The 21,283-nt window shown below is 63.9% G+C and carries 19 protein-coding genes; 17 read left to right on the top strand and 2 right to left on the bottom strand.

Annotation, left to right across the window (positions count from 1 at the left end; genetic code table 11):
- The first annotated feature begins 129 nt into the window (after positions 1-129).
- Both ACSQ3P_RS22255 and ACSQ3P_RS22260 read left to right on the top strand, forming a co-directional pair.
- On the top strand, positions 130-978 hold the full coding sequence (locus ACSQ3P_RS22255; RefSeq protein ID WP_436167664.1) for a hypothetical protein: 849 nt from the start codon (positions 130-132) through the stop codon (positions 976-978).
- Positions 975-1,514 carry a hypothetical protein gene (locus ACSQ3P_RS22260; protein ID WP_148663416.1) on the top strand — a complete coding sequence of 180 codons (540 nt, stop codon included), beginning with the start codon at positions 975-977 and terminating at the stop codon, positions 1,512-1,514. The genes ACSQ3P_RS22255 and ACSQ3P_RS22260 overlap by 4 nt, the downstream gene beginning before the upstream one ends.
- Positions 1,515-1,538: 24 nt before the next feature.
- Here ACSQ3P_RS22260 and ACSQ3P_RS22265 read toward each other — a convergent pair whose 3' ends face one another.
- Positions 1,539-1,964 carry a type II toxin-antitoxin system VapC family toxin gene (locus tag ACSQ3P_RS22265; RefSeq protein WP_436167665.1) on the bottom strand — a complete coding sequence of 142 codons (426 nt, stop codon included), beginning with the start codon at positions 1,962-1,964 and terminating at the stop codon, positions 1,539-1,541.
- Positions 1,964-2,206 carry a type II toxin-antitoxin system Phd/YefM family antitoxin gene (locus tag ACSQ3P_RS22270; RefSeq protein ID WP_436167666.1) on the bottom strand — a complete coding sequence of 81 codons (243 nt, stop codon included), beginning with the start codon at positions 2,204-2,206 and terminating at the stop codon, positions 1,964-1,966. Before ACSQ3P_RS22270 ends, ACSQ3P_RS22265 begins: the two co-directional genes overlap by 1 nt.
- A gap of 554 nt (positions 2,207-2,760) precedes the next feature.
- Here ACSQ3P_RS22270 and ACSQ3P_RS22275 point away from each other — a divergent pair.
- The 15 genes from ACSQ3P_RS22275 (at position 2,761) to ACSQ3P_RS22345 (ending at position 21,195) form a co-directional block, all read left to right on the top strand.
- Positions 2,761-3,927 (top strand): ABC transporter substrate-binding protein, encoded by a 1,167-nt coding sequence (locus ACSQ3P_RS22275; protein ID WP_436167667.1) that lies wholly within the window; start codon positions 2,761-2,763, stop codon positions 3,925-3,927.
- Complete coding sequence (locus ACSQ3P_RS22280; protein ID WP_436167668.1) at positions 3,924-4,703, top strand: ABC transporter ATP-binding protein; 780 nt, start codon at positions 3,924-3,926, stop codon at positions 4,701-4,703. Before ACSQ3P_RS22275 ends, ACSQ3P_RS22280 begins: the two co-directional genes overlap by 4 nt.
- Positions 4,696-5,427, top strand: coding sequence for an ABC transporter ATP-binding protein (locus ACSQ3P_RS22285; protein ID WP_436167669.1), 732 nt, complete (start codon positions 4,696-4,698; stop codon positions 5,425-5,427). The genes ACSQ3P_RS22280 and ACSQ3P_RS22285 overlap by 8 nt, the downstream gene beginning before the upstream one ends.
- On the top strand, positions 5,424-6,317 hold the full coding sequence (locus ACSQ3P_RS22290; RefSeq protein ID WP_436167670.1) for a branched-chain amino acid ABC transporter permease: 894 nt from the start codon (positions 5,424-5,426) through the stop codon (positions 6,315-6,317). The genes ACSQ3P_RS22285 and ACSQ3P_RS22290 overlap by 4 nt, the downstream gene beginning before the upstream one ends.
- Positions 6,314-7,339 carry a branched-chain amino acid ABC transporter permease gene (locus ACSQ3P_RS22295; RefSeq protein WP_436167671.1) on the top strand — a complete coding sequence of 342 codons (1,026 nt, stop codon included), beginning with the start codon at positions 6,314-6,316 and terminating at the stop codon, positions 7,337-7,339. The genes ACSQ3P_RS22290 and ACSQ3P_RS22295 overlap by 4 nt, the downstream gene beginning before the upstream one ends.
- Positions 7,340-7,433: 94 nt before the next feature.
- The gene (locus ACSQ3P_RS22300) at positions 7,434-8,678 is read left to right on the top strand and encodes an alpha-hydroxy acid oxidase (RefSeq protein ID WP_436167672.1); all 1,245 of its coding nucleotides are present in this window, start codon (positions 7,434-7,436) and stop codon (positions 8,676-8,678) included.
- Positions 8,679-8,680: 2 nt separating this feature from the next.
- Positions 8,681-9,988, top strand: a complete 1,308-nt coding sequence (locus ACSQ3P_RS22305) for an NtaA/DmoA family FMN-dependent monooxygenase (protein ID WP_436167673.1) — start codon at positions 8,681-8,683, stop codon at positions 9,986-9,988.
- 60 nt (positions 9,989-10,048) lie between these two features.
- Entirely contained in the window at positions 10,049-10,909 is an 861-nt protein-coding gene (locus ACSQ3P_RS22310) for an amidohydrolase family protein (protein WP_436167674.1), read from the top strand.
- Between the two features lie 170 nt (positions 10,910-11,079).
- Positions 11,080-12,036 carry a LysR family transcriptional regulator gene (locus ACSQ3P_RS22315; protein WP_436167675.1) on the top strand — a complete coding sequence of 319 codons (957 nt, stop codon included), beginning with the start codon at positions 11,080-11,082 and terminating at the stop codon, positions 12,034-12,036.
- Positions 12,037-12,066: 30 nt separating this feature from the next.
- Entirely contained in the window at positions 12,067-13,047 is a 981-nt protein-coding gene (locus ACSQ3P_RS22320; RefSeq protein ID WP_436167676.1) for a flavin reductase, read from the top strand.
- 243 nt (positions 13,048-13,290) lie between these two features.
- Positions 13,291-13,998 carry an RraA family protein gene (locus ACSQ3P_RS22325; RefSeq protein ID WP_436167677.1) on the top strand — a complete coding sequence of 236 codons (708 nt, stop codon included), beginning with the start codon at positions 13,291-13,293 and terminating at the stop codon, positions 13,996-13,998.
- 643 nt (positions 13,999-14,641) lie between these two features.
- The gene (locus tag ACSQ3P_RS22330; RefSeq protein WP_436167678.1) at positions 14,642-15,847 is read left to right on the top strand and encodes an AAA family ATPase; all 1,206 of its coding nucleotides are present in this window, start codon (positions 14,642-14,644) and stop codon (positions 15,845-15,847) included.
- Positions 15,840-18,347, top strand: a complete 2,508-nt coding sequence (locus ACSQ3P_RS22335; protein ID WP_436167679.1) for a S8 family peptidase — start codon at positions 15,840-15,842, stop codon at positions 18,345-18,347. Before ACSQ3P_RS22330 ends, ACSQ3P_RS22335 begins: the two co-directional genes overlap by 8 nt.
- 483 nt (positions 18,348-18,830) lie before the next feature.
- Positions 18,831-20,093 carry a HEPN/Toprim-associated domain-containing protein gene (locus ACSQ3P_RS22340; RefSeq protein WP_436167789.1) on the top strand — a complete coding sequence of 421 codons (1,263 nt, stop codon included), beginning with the start codon at positions 18,831-18,833 and terminating at the stop codon, positions 20,091-20,093.
- Positions 20,094-20,130: 37 nt separating this feature from the next.
- Complete coding sequence (locus tag ACSQ3P_RS22345) at positions 20,131-21,195, top strand: hypothetical protein (RefSeq protein WP_436167680.1); 1,065 nt, start codon at positions 20,131-20,133, stop codon at positions 21,193-21,195.
- Positions 21,196-21,283: the final 88 nt, after the last annotated feature.

The following is a 21,283-nucleotide window of genomic DNA, read 5'->3' on the forward strand; positions in this document are numbered from 1 at the left end:
AACCACAGGTGGAACAGAAAGAGCACGTGACCGGGCCGCCTCGTTCGGGAACGGCATCGTTTCTGGGTTCCGGGCTCGATCCTTCGGATCGCCCCGGAAAGACGGCCGCTGCACAAGCGAGGCATCGCGATGAGCCGCTGGTATCGCGCCTATGCCGGCACGGTGAAGGACGACAAGCTGGCCGAGGTCGCGGTCATCGCGGCCTGCTCGCGCTCTGTTGCCATTGCGGTCTGGCATGCGCTGCTTGAAAGCGCGGCAGAAACCGATGCTGGCGGCCGCTTCGAGACCACGCCGCGCCGCGTTGCCGCCGCCCTGTGCGAGCCGGCCGGCACGATCGCGGCCACCTTCGCCGCGATGGCCGAGATCGGCATGATCACGGGTGATGCGGTGAGCGCCTGGAAAACCCGCCAATATGAGAGCGACAAGAGCACCGAGCGCTCGCGCAGGCACCGTGAGGCCAAACGCAGCGGCGAGGCTGTGTTGCCGGGACGTTGCGCAACGCCCCCAGAGTCAGAGGCAGAGTCAGATTCAGAAGACGATTCCGCTGGCGCGGCATCGTCTGCGCCGCGCGCGCCTGATCTGGATCTGATCGAAGCCGAAAGGCGCTGCTGCGAGGCTGCAGGCTCGGAGAGGCTGGGATCCTTCGCGCCGATCGCCGAATTGCTGCATCGCCAGGCCGATCTCGAGCGCGACATCCTGCCGGTCATCCGGGCCAGGCCTGCGTCGGGCGGCCGGGTCAGCTCGTGGAAGTTCTATGGCCCGATCATCACCGAGGCGCTGCTGAAACGCAGCCCAGTGCCAGCGAGCCAGGGGCCGCCAAAAACCTTCGTCGTCAAGGGCACGGCGGAATGGCGCGAGCGCGTGGCGGCCGGCCACAAGCCGGGGATGACGACGCAGGACCCCAGGACCAAGGCCGAGGGCTGGTATTTCCCGGCCCCTGAAAACCACGACAAGGCAGAAAAGGACAAGGCAGCATGAGCAGGCCCGGAAAGAAGCGCGCGATGGTCTTGCGCGAGCCCAATGGACGCCCGCAACGCCCCACCGCCGCCGAGCGGCAGGCGGCGCGCCTCAAGCGCGAGCAGGGCGAGCGGGCAACGGTGCTGGCCCAGCCGCATCGCCGAGGCAATCAGGACCAACTCTGCGCCTCGCCGCTCGGCCGGCATGTGCTCGATTGCCGCCTGCGCCGCGAACTCTACGACGCCGGCGAGGAATATACCGAGACGACGCGGCGCTGGCGGGCGGCCAAGGGCGTGCCGGTCGGCCTCATCGTGGTCGGGGTGGGCTCGGGGCGGGAGTTGTCGGATGAAGTGATCCTGCGCCTCCAGTCGCGCCTCAACGCCATGCGCAAGGCCGTCATCGACGGGGCAGGGGAGGCGACGCTCCAGGCGCTCGACCGCGTCGCCCTCGACCATGAGACGATTCCAGGCGCGGTCGGCTTCCGCGTCACGGCCGCGCTGCTCATCCTCGCCGAATATCTCGGGCTGGTCCCCCGCAATGCCCATCCGTATCGGTGAGGGCGATCACGCCAGCAATCTGGATCACGCCAGCAATTGCGTGGGCACGCCGAGCGCTGGGCCGGCCTCGGTGAGCCGCTGGTCGAGCGTGTGCACGGTGGCGCCATGCTCCGATGCGATGGCGAGATGCAGCGCGTCGCCGGCGCGAAGCCCCAGGGCATGCTGATCGGCAAACTTCGCTGCCGTCCGGAACTGCCCGCTTGTCACGCCGAGCACGGTGAAGCTCTCGGTGGTGAGCTTGTTGAACATGGCGAGCGCTGCCGCGCGCTGCTCCAGGCTGATCTGTCGCGTCCGCAATTTGATCGCCATGGCTGAGGACATCTCGGTGATGGTCCAGTCGCTGATAAGAAGCTGCGCCGGATCCTGCTCCGCCAGCCAGGCTTGCACGCGTGGCGTCATCGCTTCGTTGGAGAGCGCCGCCACGATCAGCGATGTGTCGAGATAGAGCATCAGTAGCGGTCGCCATCCCGCATCGACCGCACCAGATCGGCGGCGCTCTGGGGCTGCGCCGGCATGGTCACTGTCAGCGCCGCGAGCAGGGCGGCGTCGATCGGCTTGCGCGGCCTGGCCAGGGCGGTGAGCCGGGCAACCGGCTTGCCGCGCCGGGTGATCTCGATCGAAGCGCCAGCCTCGACCCGGTCGACCAGCTCGCTCAGATGGGCCTTGGCATCGGCCAGATTGATCGCGTTCATGTCAGGCCCCTGCAAGTCACGCTCATGACCATCTAGATGGTCATATAGCGCGTCGCGTCTAAGAGTTCCAGCGCGGCCGCCATGCCTAGCAGTCCGAGAGGCCAACGGCCTCGGCGGTGAACTCCGGGCCGATCCGGGATGATGGCGTGGTTCCGAGGATGAACGGCCTATTCTAACGCCCCCAAGGCCGTACTTTCGAGCGAAATGGGCTCCGTTTCGCTTGACCGCACATCCGCCGTCACGGCGCGACCTATTAGCTCAGCCGATGAAACCCATCATGATTTGCCCGGTTTTCAAGAAGGCTCGGATGATCCTAGTTTACAGGCAGACAGGTTCGGCGGGGGGCGCAGGGCGCAGTTCGGGGGCAGGGCGTAGCGCCCGGTTGCGAGGCCAGGAGATGCGGGACTGACGAGGCAATTCTGACGACGAACACCAAAGCGCTTCGGCGGCTCATGAAGACGCCTATGCCGACCGCCGCACTCCCTGGAGATGCGGCGTAGCGGATCAAAAAAATCGATAGGGCTGGAAAACGGCCATTGCGGAGGGAAGACAAGATGGATTTGCGCGAACTGGCACGTGCGGGGCTCTGCGCCGCGATAAGCCTTGGCCTGTGCACGGCCTCTGGAGCCGCTGATACCTACAAGATCGGGATGCTGACCTCGCTCTCCGGCTATGTCGCCAATATGGGGCTCGGCGGTCGCGACGGTCTCATGCTCGCGGTCGAGGAAATCAACAAGCGCGGCGGCGTCAACGGTCGCAAGCTCGAGATCGTCCAGCTGAACGACGAGTCGGACGCGACCAAGGGCGTGCCGCTGGCGGTCAAGCTGATCGAAGGCGAAAACGTGCTGGCGATCGTGGGGCCGGTGCGCAGCGACATCACCGAGGCGGTCGCGCCGATGATGACCAAGGGCAAGGTCGTCAACATGGTCGGCTCGACGATCCTGCCGACCAAATCGGATTACAGCTTCGCCACCGCCCCGACGCCGGAAGAGGAAGCGCCCGCCGCGATCGCCTTCCTCAAGCAGAACGGTGCGAAATCGGTCGCCATCCTGAGCGCGATCGACGTCTGGGCGCGCACGCTGGGCAAGACTTGGGCCGAGGAGGCCAAGAAGCAGGGCCTGACGGTCGTGGCGGCTGAGAGCTATAATTCCGCGACCGACAAGAACTTCATCCCGCAACTCTCGAAGTTCAAGGCGGCCAAGGCCGACTGGATTCTCGTGACCGGGGCTGGCCCCGCCGCCGGCCTGATCCTGAAGCAGAAGGCGGAACTCGGCTACGACGCCAAACTCTTCGGCAGCACGACCTTCCCCGTGGCCGGAATTGCGGCGCTGATCGATATCGGCGGGCTTGCCGCGGTCGAGGGCACCTATTTCGCGGCGACCCCGTTCTCGGTCTGGGATACCTTCCCCAAGGACGATCCGCGCGCCAAAACGATCGGCGCCTTCCGCGAGGCCTTCAAAGCCAAATACGGCCGCGATCCCGAACAGGCGCAATGGTGGGTCGCGCAGAACTACGACATCGGCATGCTGCTTGCGGCGGCCATGACCAAGGCCGGGCCGAATGTGACCGGCGAGACGCTGAAGGCGGCGCTCGAAGCCACGCAAGGCCATCAGGGCGTGCTGGGGGTGACCTACGGCTATGATCCGGCGCGGCATTCCGGCGTCAGCGGCGTCGTCGTCGCGCAGATCAAGGATGGAAAAGTGGTGCTGGTGTCGAAATGACGGCGGCGCCGCTCATCGATGTCCAGGGGCTGTGCAAGCGGTTTGGCGGTGTCACGGCCCTGGACAATGTCGATTTCTCCGTCGAGCCCGGTCAGATCTCGGGGCTGATCGGGCCGAACGGGGCGGGGAAATCGACCTTCTTCAATGTCCTGATCGGCGTCTTTCCCGGCAATGGCGGCGAGATCCGCTTCGACGGCAAGCGGATCAACCATGTCCGGCCCCATGACCGGGTCGTGCTGGGGATGGTGCGGACCTTCCAGAAGATCCACCCCTTCCACGGCATGACGGTGCTCGAATCCGTCATGGTCGGTTGCCACGCCCGGGGTCGCGCCGGGCTGATCGCCGCCATGCTGCGCTTGCCCTTCGTCAAGCGGGAAGAGCGCGGTTTCCGCGAGGCGGCCGAGAGCGCCCTGGCCTTTGTCGGGCTGACCGGTCAGGCGCAGATGCTCGCCGACGTGCTGCCGCTCGGCCATCAGCGCCTGCTGCAACTGGCCTGTGCGCTGGTCACGCAGCCGCGCGTCCTGCTGCTCGATGAGCCGGCCTCGGGGCTGGATGCGAGCGAGACCGCGCGCCTGGCCGATCTGCTCCTGGCCATCCGGGCGCAAGGCAAGACGCTGGTCGTCGTCGAGCATGACATGAGCCTGGTGATGAAGATCTGCGACCGGATCACCGTTCTCAGCTTCGGCAAGCGGCTGGCCAACGGCACCCCGGAGCAGGTGCGGCACGATCCGAAAGTCATCGAGGCCTATCTGGGAGGCGGTGAGCCGCGTGCTTGAAGTTCAAAATCTCAAGGTTTCCTATGGCCGGATCGAGGCCCTGAAGACCGTCTCGCTCAATGTCGGCGAGGGTGAGTTCGTCGGGGCGATCGGCTCGAACGGGGCGGGCAAGACCTCGCTGCTGATGGCGATATCCGGCGCTGTCGGTGCAAGCGGTGGCCGCGTCTCTTTCGACGGCGAGGACATCACCCATCTGCCGCAGCATCTGCGGGTCTCGCGCGGCATCGCGATCGTCCCCGAAGGCCGCCAGGTCCTGGGGCCGCTCAGCGTCATCGAGAATCTGGAGCTCGGCGCCTACTGCCGCCGTCGCCAGCCCCGCGCCGCGATCGCCCGGGATCTCGACATGGTGCTCGAGCTGTTCCCGATCCTGCGCCAGCGGGCGCAGCAGCTTGCAGCGACGCTTTCGGGCGGCGAGCAGCAGATGCTGGCGATCGGGCGCGCCTTGATGAGCCGCCCCAAGCTGCTGCTGCTCGATGAGCCGTCCTTTGGGTTGGCTCCAAAGATCTTCGCCGAGATCCTCGCCACCTTGCGACGGCTGCATGCGGACGGCCTTGCCTGCCTGATGGTGGAGCAGGACGCCCATGTCACGCTGGAGACGACCAGCCGAAGCTACGTCTTCCGGACCGGTCAGATCATCATGGCGGGCTCGAGTTCGCAGCTGCGCGAGCGCGGCCTGGTTCTCGTGGAAGAGAGCTATCTGGGTGCGGGAGAGCTTGTCCAATGATGGACCTCATCCCCCTCCTGTTGCTGAACGGCGTCGTCTTCGGGGCGATCTATGCCCTCAACGCCGTCGGGATCGGCCTGGTCTACAATACCACCGGGATCATCAACTTCGCCCAGGGCGATTTCGTCATGCTCGGCGGCATGACCACGGCCTATTTCTACGGCTTTGCCGGCCTGCCGCTGCTGCTCGCGATCCTGTGCGGCGTGACTGTGACGGTGCTGGTGGGGTTGCTGGTCGAGCGGCTCCTGATCAGGCCGCTCTGGCGGCGCGGCGCCAAGGACTGGACCTATGTGTTCATGCTGTTTGCCGCAGCCACCGTCATTCCCAACATCGTCATGCTGGCCGTCAGCCGCGACCCGCTGACATTCCCCGCCTTCGGATTGCTGCCGGCGATCCGGCTGGATTCGCTCAATCTGAGCAGCCAGGCGGTCTGGGTGCTGCTGACCACGGTGGTGCTGTTCATCGCGCTCCAGGGCTTCTTCAGCCGCACCATGCTGGGCAAGGCGATGAAGGCGACGGCGATCAACCGCCGTGTCGCCGCCTGGCTCGGCATCGGCACCGAGCGGATGGTCGCGATGTCGTTCGGGCTCGCAGCGCTGCTCGGCGCGATCGGCGGGGTGATCTTCACGCCGCTGATCAGCACGCAGTTCGATATCGGCGTCTCCATGACCTTGAACGGCTTTGCCGCCGCGATCATCGGCGGGCTCGGCAATATGCGCGGCGCGATCGTCGGGGGCCTGGTGATCGGCATCCTGCAGTCGCTCAGCACGGCGTTCATCTCCTCGGTCTACGGCGATGCGGTGACCTATGGCGTGCTCTTCGCCCTGCTGATCGTCCGGCCGGCCGGCATCTTCCGGCCTCTCGTCGAATTGAAGGACGAGGAAATATGAGCAGGCTGACGAACAACACCAAGGGCGTCGTCCTGCTGGTTGCAGCCGCGATCGCCTTTCCGCTCGTCGCCAGCGGCTCGTTGGTGACGGTGATGGCGCTGGGCGGGCTCTTCGCCATCGTCGCCATCGGCCTCAACCTGCTCGTCGGCTATGCCGGCAAGATCTCCTTCGGGCACAACGCCTTCATGGCGCTCGGCGCCTACGCCACCGGAATCCTGACCGTGAACTACCAATGGTCGCCGCTCGCCGCCATGCTCGCCGCGACCATCGGCACGGGGCTGGTGGCCCTGCTGATCGGCGCGCCGATCCTGCGCCTGCGCGGGCATTACCTGGCAATGATCACGCTCGCCTTCGCCCAGATCGTCATCATCGTCAGCACGCGCTGGACGGAGGTCACCGGCGGTTTGACCGGGATACCGGCTGTGCCGAACTTCAGCCTGTTCGGCTTCGAGTTCGATACGCGCCTGAAGATGTATTACCTGATCTGGTTCGTCGCGATCGTGCTGTTCCTGCTCTCGTTCAGGATCGTCGATTCCCGCTTCGGCCGGGCGCTGCGGGCCCTGGGCGCGCATCAGGCGGCGGCAGGTGCGCTGGGCATCGATGTCGTGCGCTGCCGCATCCAGATCTTCGTGCTGAGCGCGGTCTATGCGGCGCTCGCTGGCAGCCTCTACGCGCATTTCCTCAACTATGTGAACGGCACCTTCTTCGACCTCAGCGTCATGATCCAGTTGATGGCGATCCTCGTCGTCGGCGGCATCGGCACGCTGTGGGGGCCGATGGTGGGCTCGATCCTGCTGATCTGGATTTCCAACAGCCTCGGCGGCTACGCCGAATACAGCCATCTGATCTTCGGGCTGATCTACGGGGCGGCGCTGCTCTTCCTGCCGCGCGGCCTGGTCGGGGAGATCGCCGGGCGGCTGCAGCCGCGCGGCAAGCGCGTGCCGGTCGATCAGCCGGATGCCGCGAGCTCGCCGGCCGCGGCCTCGCCAGCTGCGGCCTCGCCAGCCGCGAGTTCGTCATGACGGCAAGGACCCGCGACCTCGTGTTCCCGACGTCGCGAAGGGCTCCCGGCCTTATCGCGCCGCCCATGCAATCCAAGGGACTCGATACGACACCATGAGACTGGATCAGGCGATCAATCTTGACGATATCAGGATCCTGGCCCGCAAGGCCCTGCCGCGGATCGCGTTCGACTTCATCGATGGCGGGGTCGATGGCGAGGTCGCGCTCGAGCGCAACCGCGCCGCCTTCGAGCGCTACAAGCTGCTGCCGCGCTATCTCGTCGATGTCGAAAAGCGCCACCAGAAGGTGACGCTGTTTGGCCATGACTATGCCAGCCCCTTCGGGATTTCGCCGATGGGGATCGCCGGCTTCTTCCGGCCCGGCGCCGACCTGATGCTGGCGCGGGCCGCCGCGCGCTTCGAGCTGCCCTATATGATGTCGAGCGCCAGCTGCGATTCCATCGAAGCCGCGATGGCGCTGGCGCCGAAGACGACCTGGCTGCAGATCTACGGCACCCGCGACCCCCATATCACGCTCGATCTCGTCGCCCGCGCCAAGGCGCTCGGCGTCCGGGTGCTGGTGATGACCGTCGACACCCCGGTCATGGGCAAGCGCGAGCGCAATATCCGCAACGGCTTCCGCCGCCCGATGAAGCTGACGCCGGGCGTCATCCTGCAGGGGCTGAGCCGGCCGGGATGGACCTTTCGCTATCTCGCCAAGGGCGGGATTCCGATGATGGAGAACTGGCGGCCCTATGCGGCGCCGGGCGCCGATGCCAATGCCGTCGCCGATCTCTACGGCACGCAGACGCCGGCGCCGGCGCAGACCTGGTCGATCTTCGCCGAGGTCCGCAAGGCCTGGGACGGACCCCTCGTCGTCAAGGGGGTGATGCACCCCGCCGATGCGCAGAAGGCGGTGTCGCTCGGCGCCGACGGGGTCATGGTCTCCAACCATGGCGGCCGCCAGCTCGACAGCGCCCCAGGCTCGCTCGACATGCTGCCGGTGATCGCTGATGCGCTCGCGGGCAGGGCCGAACTCATCATCGACAGCGGCTTCCGGCGCGGCAGCGATATCGCCAAGGCGCTCTGCCTGGGCGCGAAGGCGGCCTTTCTCGGCCGCCCCGCCATGTTCGGGGTCGCGGCTGCGGGCGAGGCCGGCGCTGCCAAGGTGCTCGAGATCATGCGCCAGGAGCTCAGCCTGGTGATGGGCCAGCTCGGCTGGACCGATACCGGCTGCGCCGGTGCGGAAAGCCTCATTGACCTGATGGAGCCGCGCCCTGCCGCGCGGGCCGCACCCGCGACCGACCAGATCGACGCCAACACCGAGATCGACGCCAACACATTGCGAAAGGCCGGCTGACGATGAGCAAGCGCATGCATCTGATCGGCTTCTACATGCACAGCCCGATCAACCACACCTCGCTGAGCTGGGCCGATCCGGAGGATGACCGCCTGGAGGGGCTGGCCTCGTTCGAGCACTGGAAGAAGCTGGCGCGGACGCTGGAGCGCGGGCGCTTCGACGCCGCCTTCTTCGCCGACACGCCCGGCGGCATGGAGCGCTACAAGGACAGCTTCGACGATTATGTCCGCTACGGCGTGACCTGGCCCTGCCATGACCCGATGGCCGTCGTCGGCGTCATGCTGGCCGAGACCAAGCATCTGGGCCTGGCGGTCACGATGTCGACCTCGGGCGGGCACCCCTACAGCACCGTGCGACGCCTCTCGACGCTGGACTATCTCAGCGGCGGGCGCGTCGGCTGGAACATCGTCTCGGGCCATCTGCGCGGCGAGCATCGTGCGCTCGGCATAGCCCAGCTCGAGCATGACCTGCGTTACGACCATGCCGACGAGTACATGGAGATCTGCTACGCGCTCTGGAACGGGGTGAAGCCCGGCGCCATCCTTGCCGATGCTGAGAGCGGCCATTTCGCCGATCCGAGCAAGGTCTCGGTGATCGACTTTTCCGGCGAGCATTTCCAGTGCCAGACGGTGCCGCCGGTTCTGCCCTCGGCGCAGGGCCGGCCCGTGCTGTTCCAGGCGGGCTCCTCCGGGCGCGGCCAGAAATTCGCGCTGAAGCATGGCGACATCGTCTTCGCCATCCAGTCCCGCGAACGCGAGATGCAGCAATTCGTCGAGAAGCTGAACGCGGCCTCGCATGCCGAGGGGCGGGCTGAGGCGCCGAAGGTGACCTTCGGCATCCAATGCGTGCTCGGCGGCACCGAGGCCGAGGCGAAGCGGCGCCAGGTCGAGATGTCCGAGCGGATTCCGCTGGATGCGGCGCTCAGCCGGATGTCGGGCACGATGGGGATCGACTTCAGCAAGATCGATCTCGACACGCCGCTCGCCAACAACACCACGGACGCATCGCGCGGCATGCTGATGGCGCTGGCGAACATGACCGGCGACGGCAAGGCCACGGCGCGCGACGCGGCTCGGGTTTTTGGGGCCAGCGTCGGCATGCCGCAACTGGTCGGCACGCCCGAGCAGGTCGCCGACCAGATGGAGCATCTCTGGCGGGTGAGCGGCTGCCACGGCTTCAACATCACGCCGACGACGAACCTCAAGAGCATCGAGCATTTCGTCGACGAGGTCGTGCCGCTGCTGCAGGCCAAGGGCATCCACCGCACCGATTACGAGGGCGAGACCCTGCGCGACAATCTGGCGAACTGACGCCATGGCCGCCTCCCGAGAAACCGCATGTCTCACCAAACCGATTTCAGGTCAGCCGGCATGACGACCACAACCACAACCACGCCCCTGCGCCGGCCGCGCCTGGCGCTCCCCCCGGGCGCCTGCGACACACATATGCATTTCTACGACAGCGCCTATCCGGCCTCCGACCGGGCCTGGCTGTTTCCGCCCGATTTCACGGTCGCGCAGTATCGCAAGGTGCAGGCGCGGACCGGCCTGCAGCGATTGGTCCTGGTGCAGCCGGTGACCTATGGCTTCGACAATCGCTGCATTCTCGACAAGGCGGCCGAGTTCGGCGACGCCGCCCGCGCCGTCGTCACCGTGCCGGTGAGTACGAGCGATGCCGAGCTTGCGGCGCTCTGGCGGCGGGGCGCGCGCGGCCTGCGCTTCCACCAGATGCGCGGCGGCATGATGGACTGGGCCGAGCTTCCGGTGATGGCTGAGCGCATCCGGGGCTCAGGCTGGCATGTCCAGCTCCAGCTCGATGGGCTCGAACTGCCCCGCTATGAGAGCCTGATCGCGAGCCTGCCCTGCACCGTGGTGATCGACCATATCGGGCGCTATTCTGAGCCCGTGCCGGTCGCGCATGCGGCGTTCCAGGCGCTGCTGCGGCTCGCCGCGCGCGAAAACATCTACGTCAAGCTGTCCGGCGCCTATCACATCTCGCGGACCGGCGGGCCGGCTTACGCCGATGTCGCGCCGCTGGCCCGGGCGCTTGTCGCCCAGTCCAGCGAGCGCCTGCTCTGGGCCTCCGATTGGCCGCACCCGACGGAGACTGCCGAGACCATGCCTGATGAGGCGGATCTGCTCGACCTGCTGCTGGACTGGGCGCCGGAGCGTCAGGCGCAATGCGCCATCCTCAGCGACAACCCGGCCCGCCTCTATGGCTTTGGTGGGTAAGCCCGATGCAACCCGCCGCAGCTCTGTCCCGGTCACCGAAAGCAGCCTTCCCGCAAGCGGCCGGGCGCATCCGGGATCGATCGGCTGTATGGATCGATCGCCGGGCCGGTTCCACCACGACGCAAAAGCGCCCGGCCTGGCCCTACTCCAGCCATCGGGTTGAACGCAGCATGCTCACCAGAGTGACCTTGGATCAGCTCCAGATGCTGATCGCCATCGCGGAGGCGGGGAGTTTCTCCGCCGCCGCCCGCAAAGTGAATCGCGGCCAGTCCGCCGTCAGCCAGGCGATCCAGTCGCTGGAGGCTGTGCTCGAACTCAAGCTCTTCGACAGGTCGCGCAAGCTGCCCTTCCTCACCGAGGCCGGCCGGGCGATCGTCGAGGATGCGCGCAAGATCGTGAACGGCACCGATGCGCTGCGCATGCGCGCCAAGAACATGGCGACGGTGGCCGAGCCGGAAATCAGCCTCGCGATCGAGCAGGTTTTTCCCAGCACGGTGCTGATCGAGAGCCTGAGCGCCTTTCGCACCCAGTTCCCGCTGGTTTCGGTCAACCTCTTCGCCGAGGGGCTCGGCGCCCCCGAACAATCCCTCTTCGAGGGCTTGGTCAGGTTGGCGATCTACTCGACCGCGCGCGACGGCATGCCCGGCTTCCAGATGGAGTTTCTCGGCGAGGTGCCGATTTCGCTCGTCGCCTCCGCCCAGCACCCGCTGGCGCAGGTCGAGGGCCTGATCCCGCAAGCCGTGCTCGAGGAGCATATCCAGCTCACCATGATCGACCGCACCAAGCGCTATCGCGGCGTCGTCATGGGCACGCGCACCTGGAGCTTCATCGACCAGTTCAGCCGGCTCGATTTCGTCCGCAACGGTTTTGGCTGGTGCGCCATGCCGACGCATCTGGCGCAGGCCTATCTCGAAACCGGCGAAATGGTCGAGCTCAAGCTCGCGGCCCATCGCGGTTTGCCGCTGAAGTTCCCGCTCTATGCCGTGCACCGGATCGAGCAGCCGCCAGGCCCCGCCGCGCTCTGGCTCCTGAGCGATCTCAGGCAGCGCTTTTCCGACTGGATCGACGCCTCCACCGCCGAGCGGCCGCCGGGGCCGGGAATCCAGATCCGGGTCACGACCGTCTGACGGGGGATCAAAAGGGATGACGAGGTCACCATGAGGACACCGGTTGAAAGCGGGGACCCCCGCATCGAGCCCGCAGGTTTTCGGCGCAGCCTTGGCGAATTCGCCACGGGCGTGACCGTCATCACCACCAGCCTCGGTGGCATCAGCTACGGCATGACCTCGAACTCCTTCGCCTCGGTCTCGCTGGAGCCGCCTCTGGTGCTCTGGTCGATCCGCCGGGAAAGCACCAGCTACGCGGCCTTTGAAAGCTGCTCGCATTTCGCGGTCCATATCCTCGCCGACAACCAGATCGACCTGTCGCAGCGCTTCGCGCGCTCGGGCGCCGACAAATTCTCAGGCCTGGATTGCCAGGCCGGGCTCGGCGAGGCGCCGCTTCTCGACCATGTCGCGGCACGCTTCGAATGCAGCCGCAGCCAGGCCTATGACGGCGGCGACCATCTCATCCTGCTCGGCGAGGTCCAGCGCTATTGCCGCTACGACCGCCCGCCGCTGCTCTTCGCCAAGGGCCGCTACGCCGTGGCGGCCGACCACCCGGAGACGCGCGTCTTCGACATCGCCGGCATCGTGCCCGGCCAGGATGGCGGCGAGGAGCGGGTTCTCTCCAACCTGATGATCCGCGCCTACAGCACGGTCGCCGCGCGCTTGGAGACCGGGCGGAAATCGGCCGGGCTGGGGCTGACGCTGATGCAGGCGCGGCTGCTGCGCGCCGCGGCGACCTCCCCGGACAAAACCCTGGAGGATCTGCTGCCCGAGCTTCTGCTCGATTTCAACGCCAGCCAGAACCTGCTGAGCTCGATGATCGCGCTCGGGCTCGTCGCGGTGGATGGAGAGGCCCGCATGCGCCTGACGGGCGCGGGCGAGGAGAGCTTAAAGGCCATCATCGCCCATGCGCGCGCCAATGAGGAGCTGCTGTTCCAGGGCATCCCCGAGGACGATCTCGCCACGGTCAGGCGCGTGCTCGCCGGCATTGTCTCAAGCCAGACCGGCGGACCAGCCCGAGCCACGGCGTGAGAGCCGGTTTGGGCCTGGCCTTGACCACCCACGCGCCGTCATTCCGGACAAGCCGCGTCAGCGGCGCAGATCCGGAATCCATCGGAGGGCTCCGGAACTCTACGATGGATTCCGGAGCTCCGCTGCGCTGCGTCCGGAATGACGGCGCGGGTGATGGCGAGCGATCAGGGGCCAAGCCCAGCGCCCCCGTATCGAAACCCCAGCCCCAGCACATCGACAATCCAGCCGAAAGAGGACTACGCCATGCAACCCGTCGTCTACACGAAGATTCCCCGCCTCGATCCGGCCCTGATCGAGCGCGCGAAAAAGATCAACGTCGCCGATCTGCATGAGGGGCTCGGCCCCATCATCGGGCGGCAATGCCTGATGCAGCCGCAGATGCGTGGCCTGTTCCAGACGGCGCGCATTTGCGGGCCGGCGATCACCTCGTTCAACTTTCCCGGCGATAATCTCATGCTGCACGCGGCCTTCCGCGTCGCCGAGCCCGGCGACATCCTGGTCGTCAGCAATGGCGGCAGCCCGCATGGCGCGATGTGGGGGGAGATGGCGACCTATTACAGCCGGATCAGGAAGCTCGGCGGGGCGCTGATCGACGGCGCCGCGCGCGACTCGCTGCAGGTCTGCGAGGCGGGTTTCCCCGTCTTCGCCTCGCATATCTCGGTGTCCTATCCCGGCAAGCGCGGCCCCGGCGCGGTCAATATCCCCATCGTCGTCGCCGGCGTCACCGTCAATCCAGGCGATCTCGTCGTCGGCGATGCCGATGGCGTCATCGTCATCCCGCCCGGCCATATCGAGACGGCGATCGTCAATGCCGAGGCGCGCATGGCCAAGGAGGCGGGGCTCAAGCGGCGGCTCGACGAAGGCCTCAACATGTATGACGCGATGGGCCTGGAAGCCGCCTTCAAGGCAGCCGGCATCGTCGAGATCGAGGGCACCTGGAACGGGCGGTGAGCGCGTGAGGGGGTTGGGCGGGGGCGGGCGAAGCGGCGCGTTGATCATGCGCGCCGGGCTTCCGGGGCTGATCGCCCGCAAGGCCCGAGGGAGGGCGGCTGGTCGTCCATGTTTGAAATCGCGGCGCCGCTGACGGGCCTGTCGCCGGGCTGGTGCAACGCCTGGTGGCGGCATGGGCGGATCGCATGGCCGTCCAACGCCTGCTCCTGGGGCAAGACAATCATATGAGGGGCGGCGTGCTTGTGGCGCATTGCCGACGTTTGGGACGTCCGCTTGCTGGCCGGCTGGTAGAGATGCCTCACAATGGGCAGGTCCGAGTTTTCTCGTAATCTTGGAAGGCTTGCATCCCGGGTGGTGTCAACGGCCCGGTCGCCGACCGAGGCTGATTCACCCGATGTAATATGTAGTTGCCGGACTTGAGTCTTTGGCCGCGGCCTTGTGTTTTTCGCGCTTCCCGCGGGTCTGGAACGAGCTTTACACCATGACCGTCCCTAGTGTGCAGCGTCAGCGGACGCTGCTTCTCATCGGCCTAGCGCGCATCAAACAAGAGAATTTATGCAACAAATGCTTGTTGATTGGCATCAACATATGGATTATACGCATTAATATCGCGCTGTGACGCAACGAAGCGCAAAGGGCAAAGATGGATCATTTCACAATCGTGCAAGCGCTTTGCCGCGCGGCTATGGCCGACGCCTCCCCGGCCTTGCGCAAGCAAATTGAGCGTTTACGGGACGCCCTAGCCAAGGATGGGGTCTCGAAGCAGGCTGCCGCACTTACGAGCATCCTGACGACGGCGGATCGGACGAAGGAGCTTTCGCCGAGCCGCATAGAGCGTTCGAAGGCTCAGATTCCTGGCGAGATACTGACCCGAAACACGCCCGTTCCTGTTGATCGAGAGACCGCCGCAGCGCTGGCAGAGGTGATCTTCCCGGCGGATATTCAGCCGGCCGCGCCGCTGTTCAATGCGACGGTCAGTCAAGCCATCGGCACCATCATCGAGGAGTGGGCCAATTTCGACGCCCTATCCGAAATCGATATCCGGCCGTCGAAGACTTGCCTCATCTACGGGGCGCCGGGCACGGGGAAGACACGGTTAGCGTTGTGGATTGCTCAGCAGCTTGATTTGCCAGTCGTGCTGGTGAAGCTGGACGGCCTTGTGTCGTCCTTCCTGGGAACCACAGCGCGCAATATCGGCAATCTATTCACGTTCGCAAACCGCCATCGTTGCATTCTTCTGCTGGATGAGTTCGACGCGATCGCGAAAGTCCGCGATGATCCGCAGGAAGTGGGGGAGATCAAGCGTGTCGTGAACGCGCTCCTGCAGAACTTGGATGCGCGCCGGGATGTTGGATTCACGATTGGGATCACCAATCATCCCAAGCTGCTCGACACAGCCGTCTGGCGACGGTTCGAGGTTCAGCTCGAAATCCCCAAACCAGACTTTGAGATGCGAAAAGCGATCGCGGCGTATTTCATGCCGCCCGTGAAAGCTCCAAGCATCCATTTGCGGTTGATTTCGTGGTTCACGGAGGGATCGACGGGGGCGGAGATCGAGTCTCTGGTGCGCACTTACAAGAAGGCCACCACTGTTCGAGAGGAGGACCGGCGGGGACTACTCGACACCTTGCGCCAGTTCGCAACGTTGAACGCGGCCCGTGTTCAAAGTGAGCGCCGCGCGCTGCTGTTTGACGATTCGAGCAATTTGTTTCGCGCGATGCGGGACGATCCGATCCTCGGCTTCTCCCTTGCCGACATTGGCGAGATCGCCGGCAAGGACAAGTCGACAGTAAGCCGTCAGCTCGGCCGAGCAATCAAGTCCGGTGAAGGCGAGGTGGCGAATGGCTAGCCCGATCCAGATTGTGCTCAATCCAGAAAATTACGAAGAGGCCCGCGAGGCTGGCGGCGGCGGCGGACGAAAGGATTTCTTTGCACACCGCGATGCCGAGTTTGTGACCCATAGAAACGCCCTGCTAAGCCAGCTTGACACGATTTCCGGCGTGCTCAGCGCTCAGTCGCAGGGGGACGTTGGTTATGTGAAGGTCGTCTTGCGCCGCGATGCATGGGCCAAGAGTCATCGGCCTGTTGCAAGCCTCTTTCGCGACAATCGCACACCTGTCGTGGGCGGTGGCGATCTCGGCGTCATGATCGTCGAAGCGAGACCCGGCACGCTCCGGCAAGTTGCAGCTGAGATGGCACGGGCCGAAACTCACACTGAGATGCGGTTCAACGAACAAAAGCAAAAGGATGAGCCACATCCGTCCGCGCGAAAGAGCGAGACAGGCGCGATCGACCGTGTCGAACTTTATGGGCCAGCTGACCGTCGCAGCTTTTCAGTCGAGGAGGCCGTTGCGTGGCTTTCAAATCCGATGACCGGAAGCGCCTATCAAGTTGAGTTGTTCGACAACCCACCGCCGCGCTCCGAGTGGGATCGCCTCGATGCTGGTCACCGTCGCCTCGCGGAAAGTTTCGTAGCCGGCTTCAATGCGCTGGAACACGGACTCTCAGTCGAGCGGCTGCCAAGCCATCGTAACAAGCAGCCGATCCTATCGGTCAGGCTCGACCAATCAAGCGATCAGCCCGTCCTGCGGTTGAATGAGGCGCCGGTCGGAGAGCGTCGTCGCGAACTGGCTTTGTTCAATCCCGACGCCAATCGCCACGCACGGCTTCTCGCCTTTCTCGACCGCCATCCGTTGGTCCGGCGGATCGAACTGCCTGGAATCGTCGTCCGGGCTGCCAGTCCGTCCGTGCCAAGCACGCGCATTCGACCAACCGAAGTGACCGTTCCGGTTCGCGACAGCCGACGCACCCATCCCCGCATGGGCATTATTGATGGTGGAATCAGTGAGGCGCTGTCGGATTGGGTGATTGACCGTTGGGACATCCTTGCTGACGAAGACGTTGATCTTGCCCATGGCACGTTCATCGGTGGTCTGGCTGCGATCGGTGGTGCACTCAACGGCGTGGAAATCTGTCCGGAGCCGGACGGTGCAGAGTTGGTCGATGTTGCTGTCTTCCCGAACGAGCGTAAGGCTGGCGCCTTCGCCTCCTACTATCCGGACGGCCTGCCGCAGTTCTTCGACGAGATGGAATCAGCCGTCTCGGATGCCCGCGCCCGCCACGGGGTGCGGGTGTTCAATATGAGCCTCAATATCCTTCAGCCCGCCGCACCGGATCGATACAGCCCCCACGCGGCGCGGCTCGATCAGATTGCGGAGGCCAACAATGCAGTGGTGTTCATTTCGGCCGGCAATATCCAACCCCAGGATCTCCGCGCCGAGTGGCCCGCAGATCCCACGGCGGCTCTCGCTAGTCTTGTCAACGCCCGCAATGACGGCTTGCTCACGCCTGCGGAAAGCGCCCGCAATGTCGCTGTGGCCGCTCTCAATCCGCCCGGGCACGACGGCTGTGTGCCCTTTGCCCCGACACGTTTCAGCCGGCGGGGGCCTGGCTTGCGCGCCGGGGTGAAGCCTGACCTAGCCCATATTGGCGGAGCGGGTTCCCAGCATTCGACGCTTGGGCACGGGCTGTTCTCGATCTTGCCCGACGGAACGATCATCGACGGATGCGGCACGAGCTACGCTTCGCCGCTTGCTGCAAAAACGGCCGCTGTGCTCGACCACGCGATCGAGGGAGAGGTCTCGCGCGAGACTCTGATCGGTTTGCTCGTCCACCACGCGCAGATGCCGGTGCCATTGCAGGCCACGGCGCTTGCACCCATTGCGCGGCACATGGTCGGCTTCGGCATGCCGCCATCCGCTGACCGGATTCTCGAGACCGGCGACCATGCGATCACGCTCGTCTTCGCATCCCGCATCAGGCGCGACCAGCAGATCAACTTCCGGTTTCCATGGCCCGCCTCGCTGGTCGGTCCAGGCGGAAGGTGCCGCGGCCGAGCGAAGATCACACTCGTCTCAACGCCACCGCTTGATGCACGATTCGGTTCGGAGTTCGTCCGCGTCAACATCAACGCGACACTGCAGCAGGAGCAGGCGAGCGGTGGATGGAAGGGACGGCTTGAGCCGCTCTATCTCCCCACGAGACGCGAATCGCCGGCGGTCGAAGCGGAATTGATCGAGCACGATCTGAAGTGGAGCCCGGTCAAGGTTCTGGCCAAGAATTTCCCGCAAGGCGTCGGCCCATCTTCGAACTGGCGATTATTCGTCGATTACCTGACCCGAGCGGGTGAAGCTATGCCCGAGGAAGGTGTACCCTTCACGGCTATCGTCACGATCAGCGATCCCGATGCCGAGCAGCCGGTGTTCAACGACATGCGCCAAAACCTGCAGGCCCTCGGTACGCAGATCGCCGATATTCGAACGGCCGCGCGGATCACGCCGCGTATCTGATCCTACAAGCCCAGCATGTCGAGGAGGTAATCGTGGCAAAGTCAGTGTCTCTCAGAACGGGGCGAACCTTTGCAACCGTCACCGCTGCCAAAGAGCATTTCTCCGGGATTTTAGACGACCGACAGCTAAAGCAACAATTTTGCGATGACGATCTGGCTGACGTTCGCGCAGTCTATGAGGGTTACTGCGCCAGGACCGGTTGGGCATTGAAATCGGCTCCCGCGTCTTTCTATCCAACTCGCGATCGCGGTCCAGGTTATACAACTCGATGCTTTGGCGTGACCTTCGAAGACGGGACAATGGATAGTTTCTCGATGGACAAGGCGCTTAGGGCGATCGCGGCGTAGACTCCGTTCGGCTGCGGGATTGTAGGCCGGCGTTCAGTTGGTTCTAGCCGTAGTGACCAAATAGAAAAAGCAATCGATATTCTAAAGAGGGCGCGGCCACGCGTCCTGAGATCTGGAGTGCCGTCGCTTGGGATCAATGATTCATTTGACGCTTGGCCGCGTGCAGCTCGACTGGGGTAAGAACGGCGGATTTCAGAACCATAGCGCCCTGTTTCGACCCGGCGACCTTGCCGATATCCCGTATTTTTACGCTGCGGACGAAGATGACCCAGAAAGCGCAGACCTTCCCCTAATTCGGCGCTCGGATAATTTCAGCTACCGGCTGATCACGGAGATGAAGCAAGGATATTCTGCGCCCCTGCGAACGGTTGCCCGGCGTCTCCTCTTGCTGGGCTACACCGATGACTACTGCAGAGCAGAGTTCAAGGCGCTGATCGAAATTGGTTATGCAAATCACGACTTCGGCTTTGATGACCTGAAGGCCTTGATGTCCGCTGCGAACGTCGGAGCGGCGAACTTCCGGCCAGACGTTGGAGGCGAGCATTTCGACCGCTTCTTCGCGGAGCACGTGTTGGCTGGGCCGGAGGCGAAAGCTCGGCTCCAATCGCACACTCTGGACGACGGCGAAATCAGCGGGCTCAGCGCCTATACTATCATTCGTCTCCTTGCCAACAATCCAACTGCTCAGGAATTGCCTGTCACGTGGCAGTTCGCTGACGTCGCAGATGGCGGCTGGGCGCCGAGCGAAAGTTTCGAAGCTGCCATCCGCCAGCCGAACCGCTTTCTCATCGTCACGGAGGGCACATCTGATGTTCAGATCATCAAGCACGCCATCGAGCTGCTTGCGCCAGATCTCGCTGACTTCTTTGATTTTGTCGATATGCGCGAGAACTATCCATTTTCTGGAACGGGTAATCTTTACAACTTCGTGCGCGGCCTCATTAGCATTCGCATCCAGAATAATGTCGTCGTCATCTTCGATAACGACGCGGAGGGCGTGTTCAATTGGGAACGATCGACGCGATTGAACCACCTGGAGAACATGCGGATCGTGAAGCTACCCGATCGCTCGGCGTTCGAGAAATTTCGCACGATTGGCCCGACAGGTGAGCAGCGCGCCGACATCAATGGCAAGGCAGCGGCCATTGAATGCTACCTTGATCCTGGCCCAGAGCCGATGGTGCGCTGGACAAGCTACGACCAAAAGCGCGACTGCTACCAAGGAGTCATCGAAGGCAAGGAGGAGATCGCGCGTCAGTTTCTTGGCCATAAGAAACCTGAGCTGGGATACGACTACTCCGGCCTCGAATCCATCCTGACCATGCTCATCGGGGAGTGCGTCCGGATAAGCGAGGCGGAGGCCAAAGCCACACTCGAAGCCGAATGCCCCGATGATTAGAGCTCAGTTAATTTGAAGTTTTGCCTGATCATTATCGGTGAAGAATGAATTTAGAAAGAAAATGATACAGAACAGACCCGCCATTTTGCTTGGAGATGCGACTTTTCGCACCTTGCCGAAGCTTCCGCTTTCGCTGGATTGGACTTCCATTCCTGAACTGATCCGCATCGCGATGCTCGACCTCGGTGGCGTTCAGCCGATTACGACGGCGATGGCGAAGGCCGCAGGTGGAACCCTGTACGACAAGCCCAGCGACGGCGAAGTCGAGCTGTTCCGAAAGCGCGGCACGAAGTTTCAGCTCATTTCTGTGGTGCTCAGTTGCGTTGCGGCCGGCGAGGCGGACGGGGGCATGCAGGTCAGACCCTTCGCTGTTACGTTGATACCTGCTTCGAAGCGGAATGAGGTCGAATGTCGAACGATCGAGCTTGTCGCCAAGCTCGACGTCAGCAAATGGCTCGAAACTGAGCCGATGTATTCGGGCTATGATCCATTTTCAGGAGAGTGGGCGCTTTACGGAAATCTGCCCGGGTACCTCGATGGGAAGCGAGAAGGGTTCCTCGATGAAATTGGCCTTGTGGTAGATCAATTCTTCCTGGCGACCGAGATTCCCGAGGATGACGAAATCCTGATGATAGATTTGCGGATGCCGTCGAATGAGATGAAGGCGAGGTTCGAGAAACATCGAAAGAAGCTTCTCTTTACGCCCTTCAAGAGGGTTGAAGCGCGCCGGGTATGGGGAGCGGAAACGCCCATCGAGCTATTCTTGATTCAGGCGCTAGCCAAGGAAAAGCTATTTCCTGAGAGCCAGATCCTTATCATGGACGACGGGGCAACATTTCCGTCTTTGTATCACCTTTGGCAGGATATCGAGTTTCGCCACAGTGAGGGTTTGGTAACGGAAGCCGACCTGTATTTTCCAACAGAGCGCGTTGCCGTCTTTTGTGACGGCGCCCATCACGCGCGCTGTAAGCAGAAGGCGAAGGACGCCGCAATAAACGCAAAACTGGAGGCAGTCGGAATTCGCCCCATCCGGATCCCCGGTGGCGAAATCAAATTCGACCTCCTCAGGGCAGTATCTCGTGTGAAGGAGGCGCTCTGTTAGTACGCGCCATTCATATCAGCGGCGATGTCCGGTTTCGGGCAATCTATCAATGTCCGTAGCTGGCGCGCTAATGCCGAGATGTATTCGC

Source organism: Allobosea sp. LjRoot9 (genome assembly GCF_964252745.1).
GTDB lineage: Bacteria > Pseudomonadota > Alphaproteobacteria > Rhizobiales > Beijerinckiaceae > Allobosea.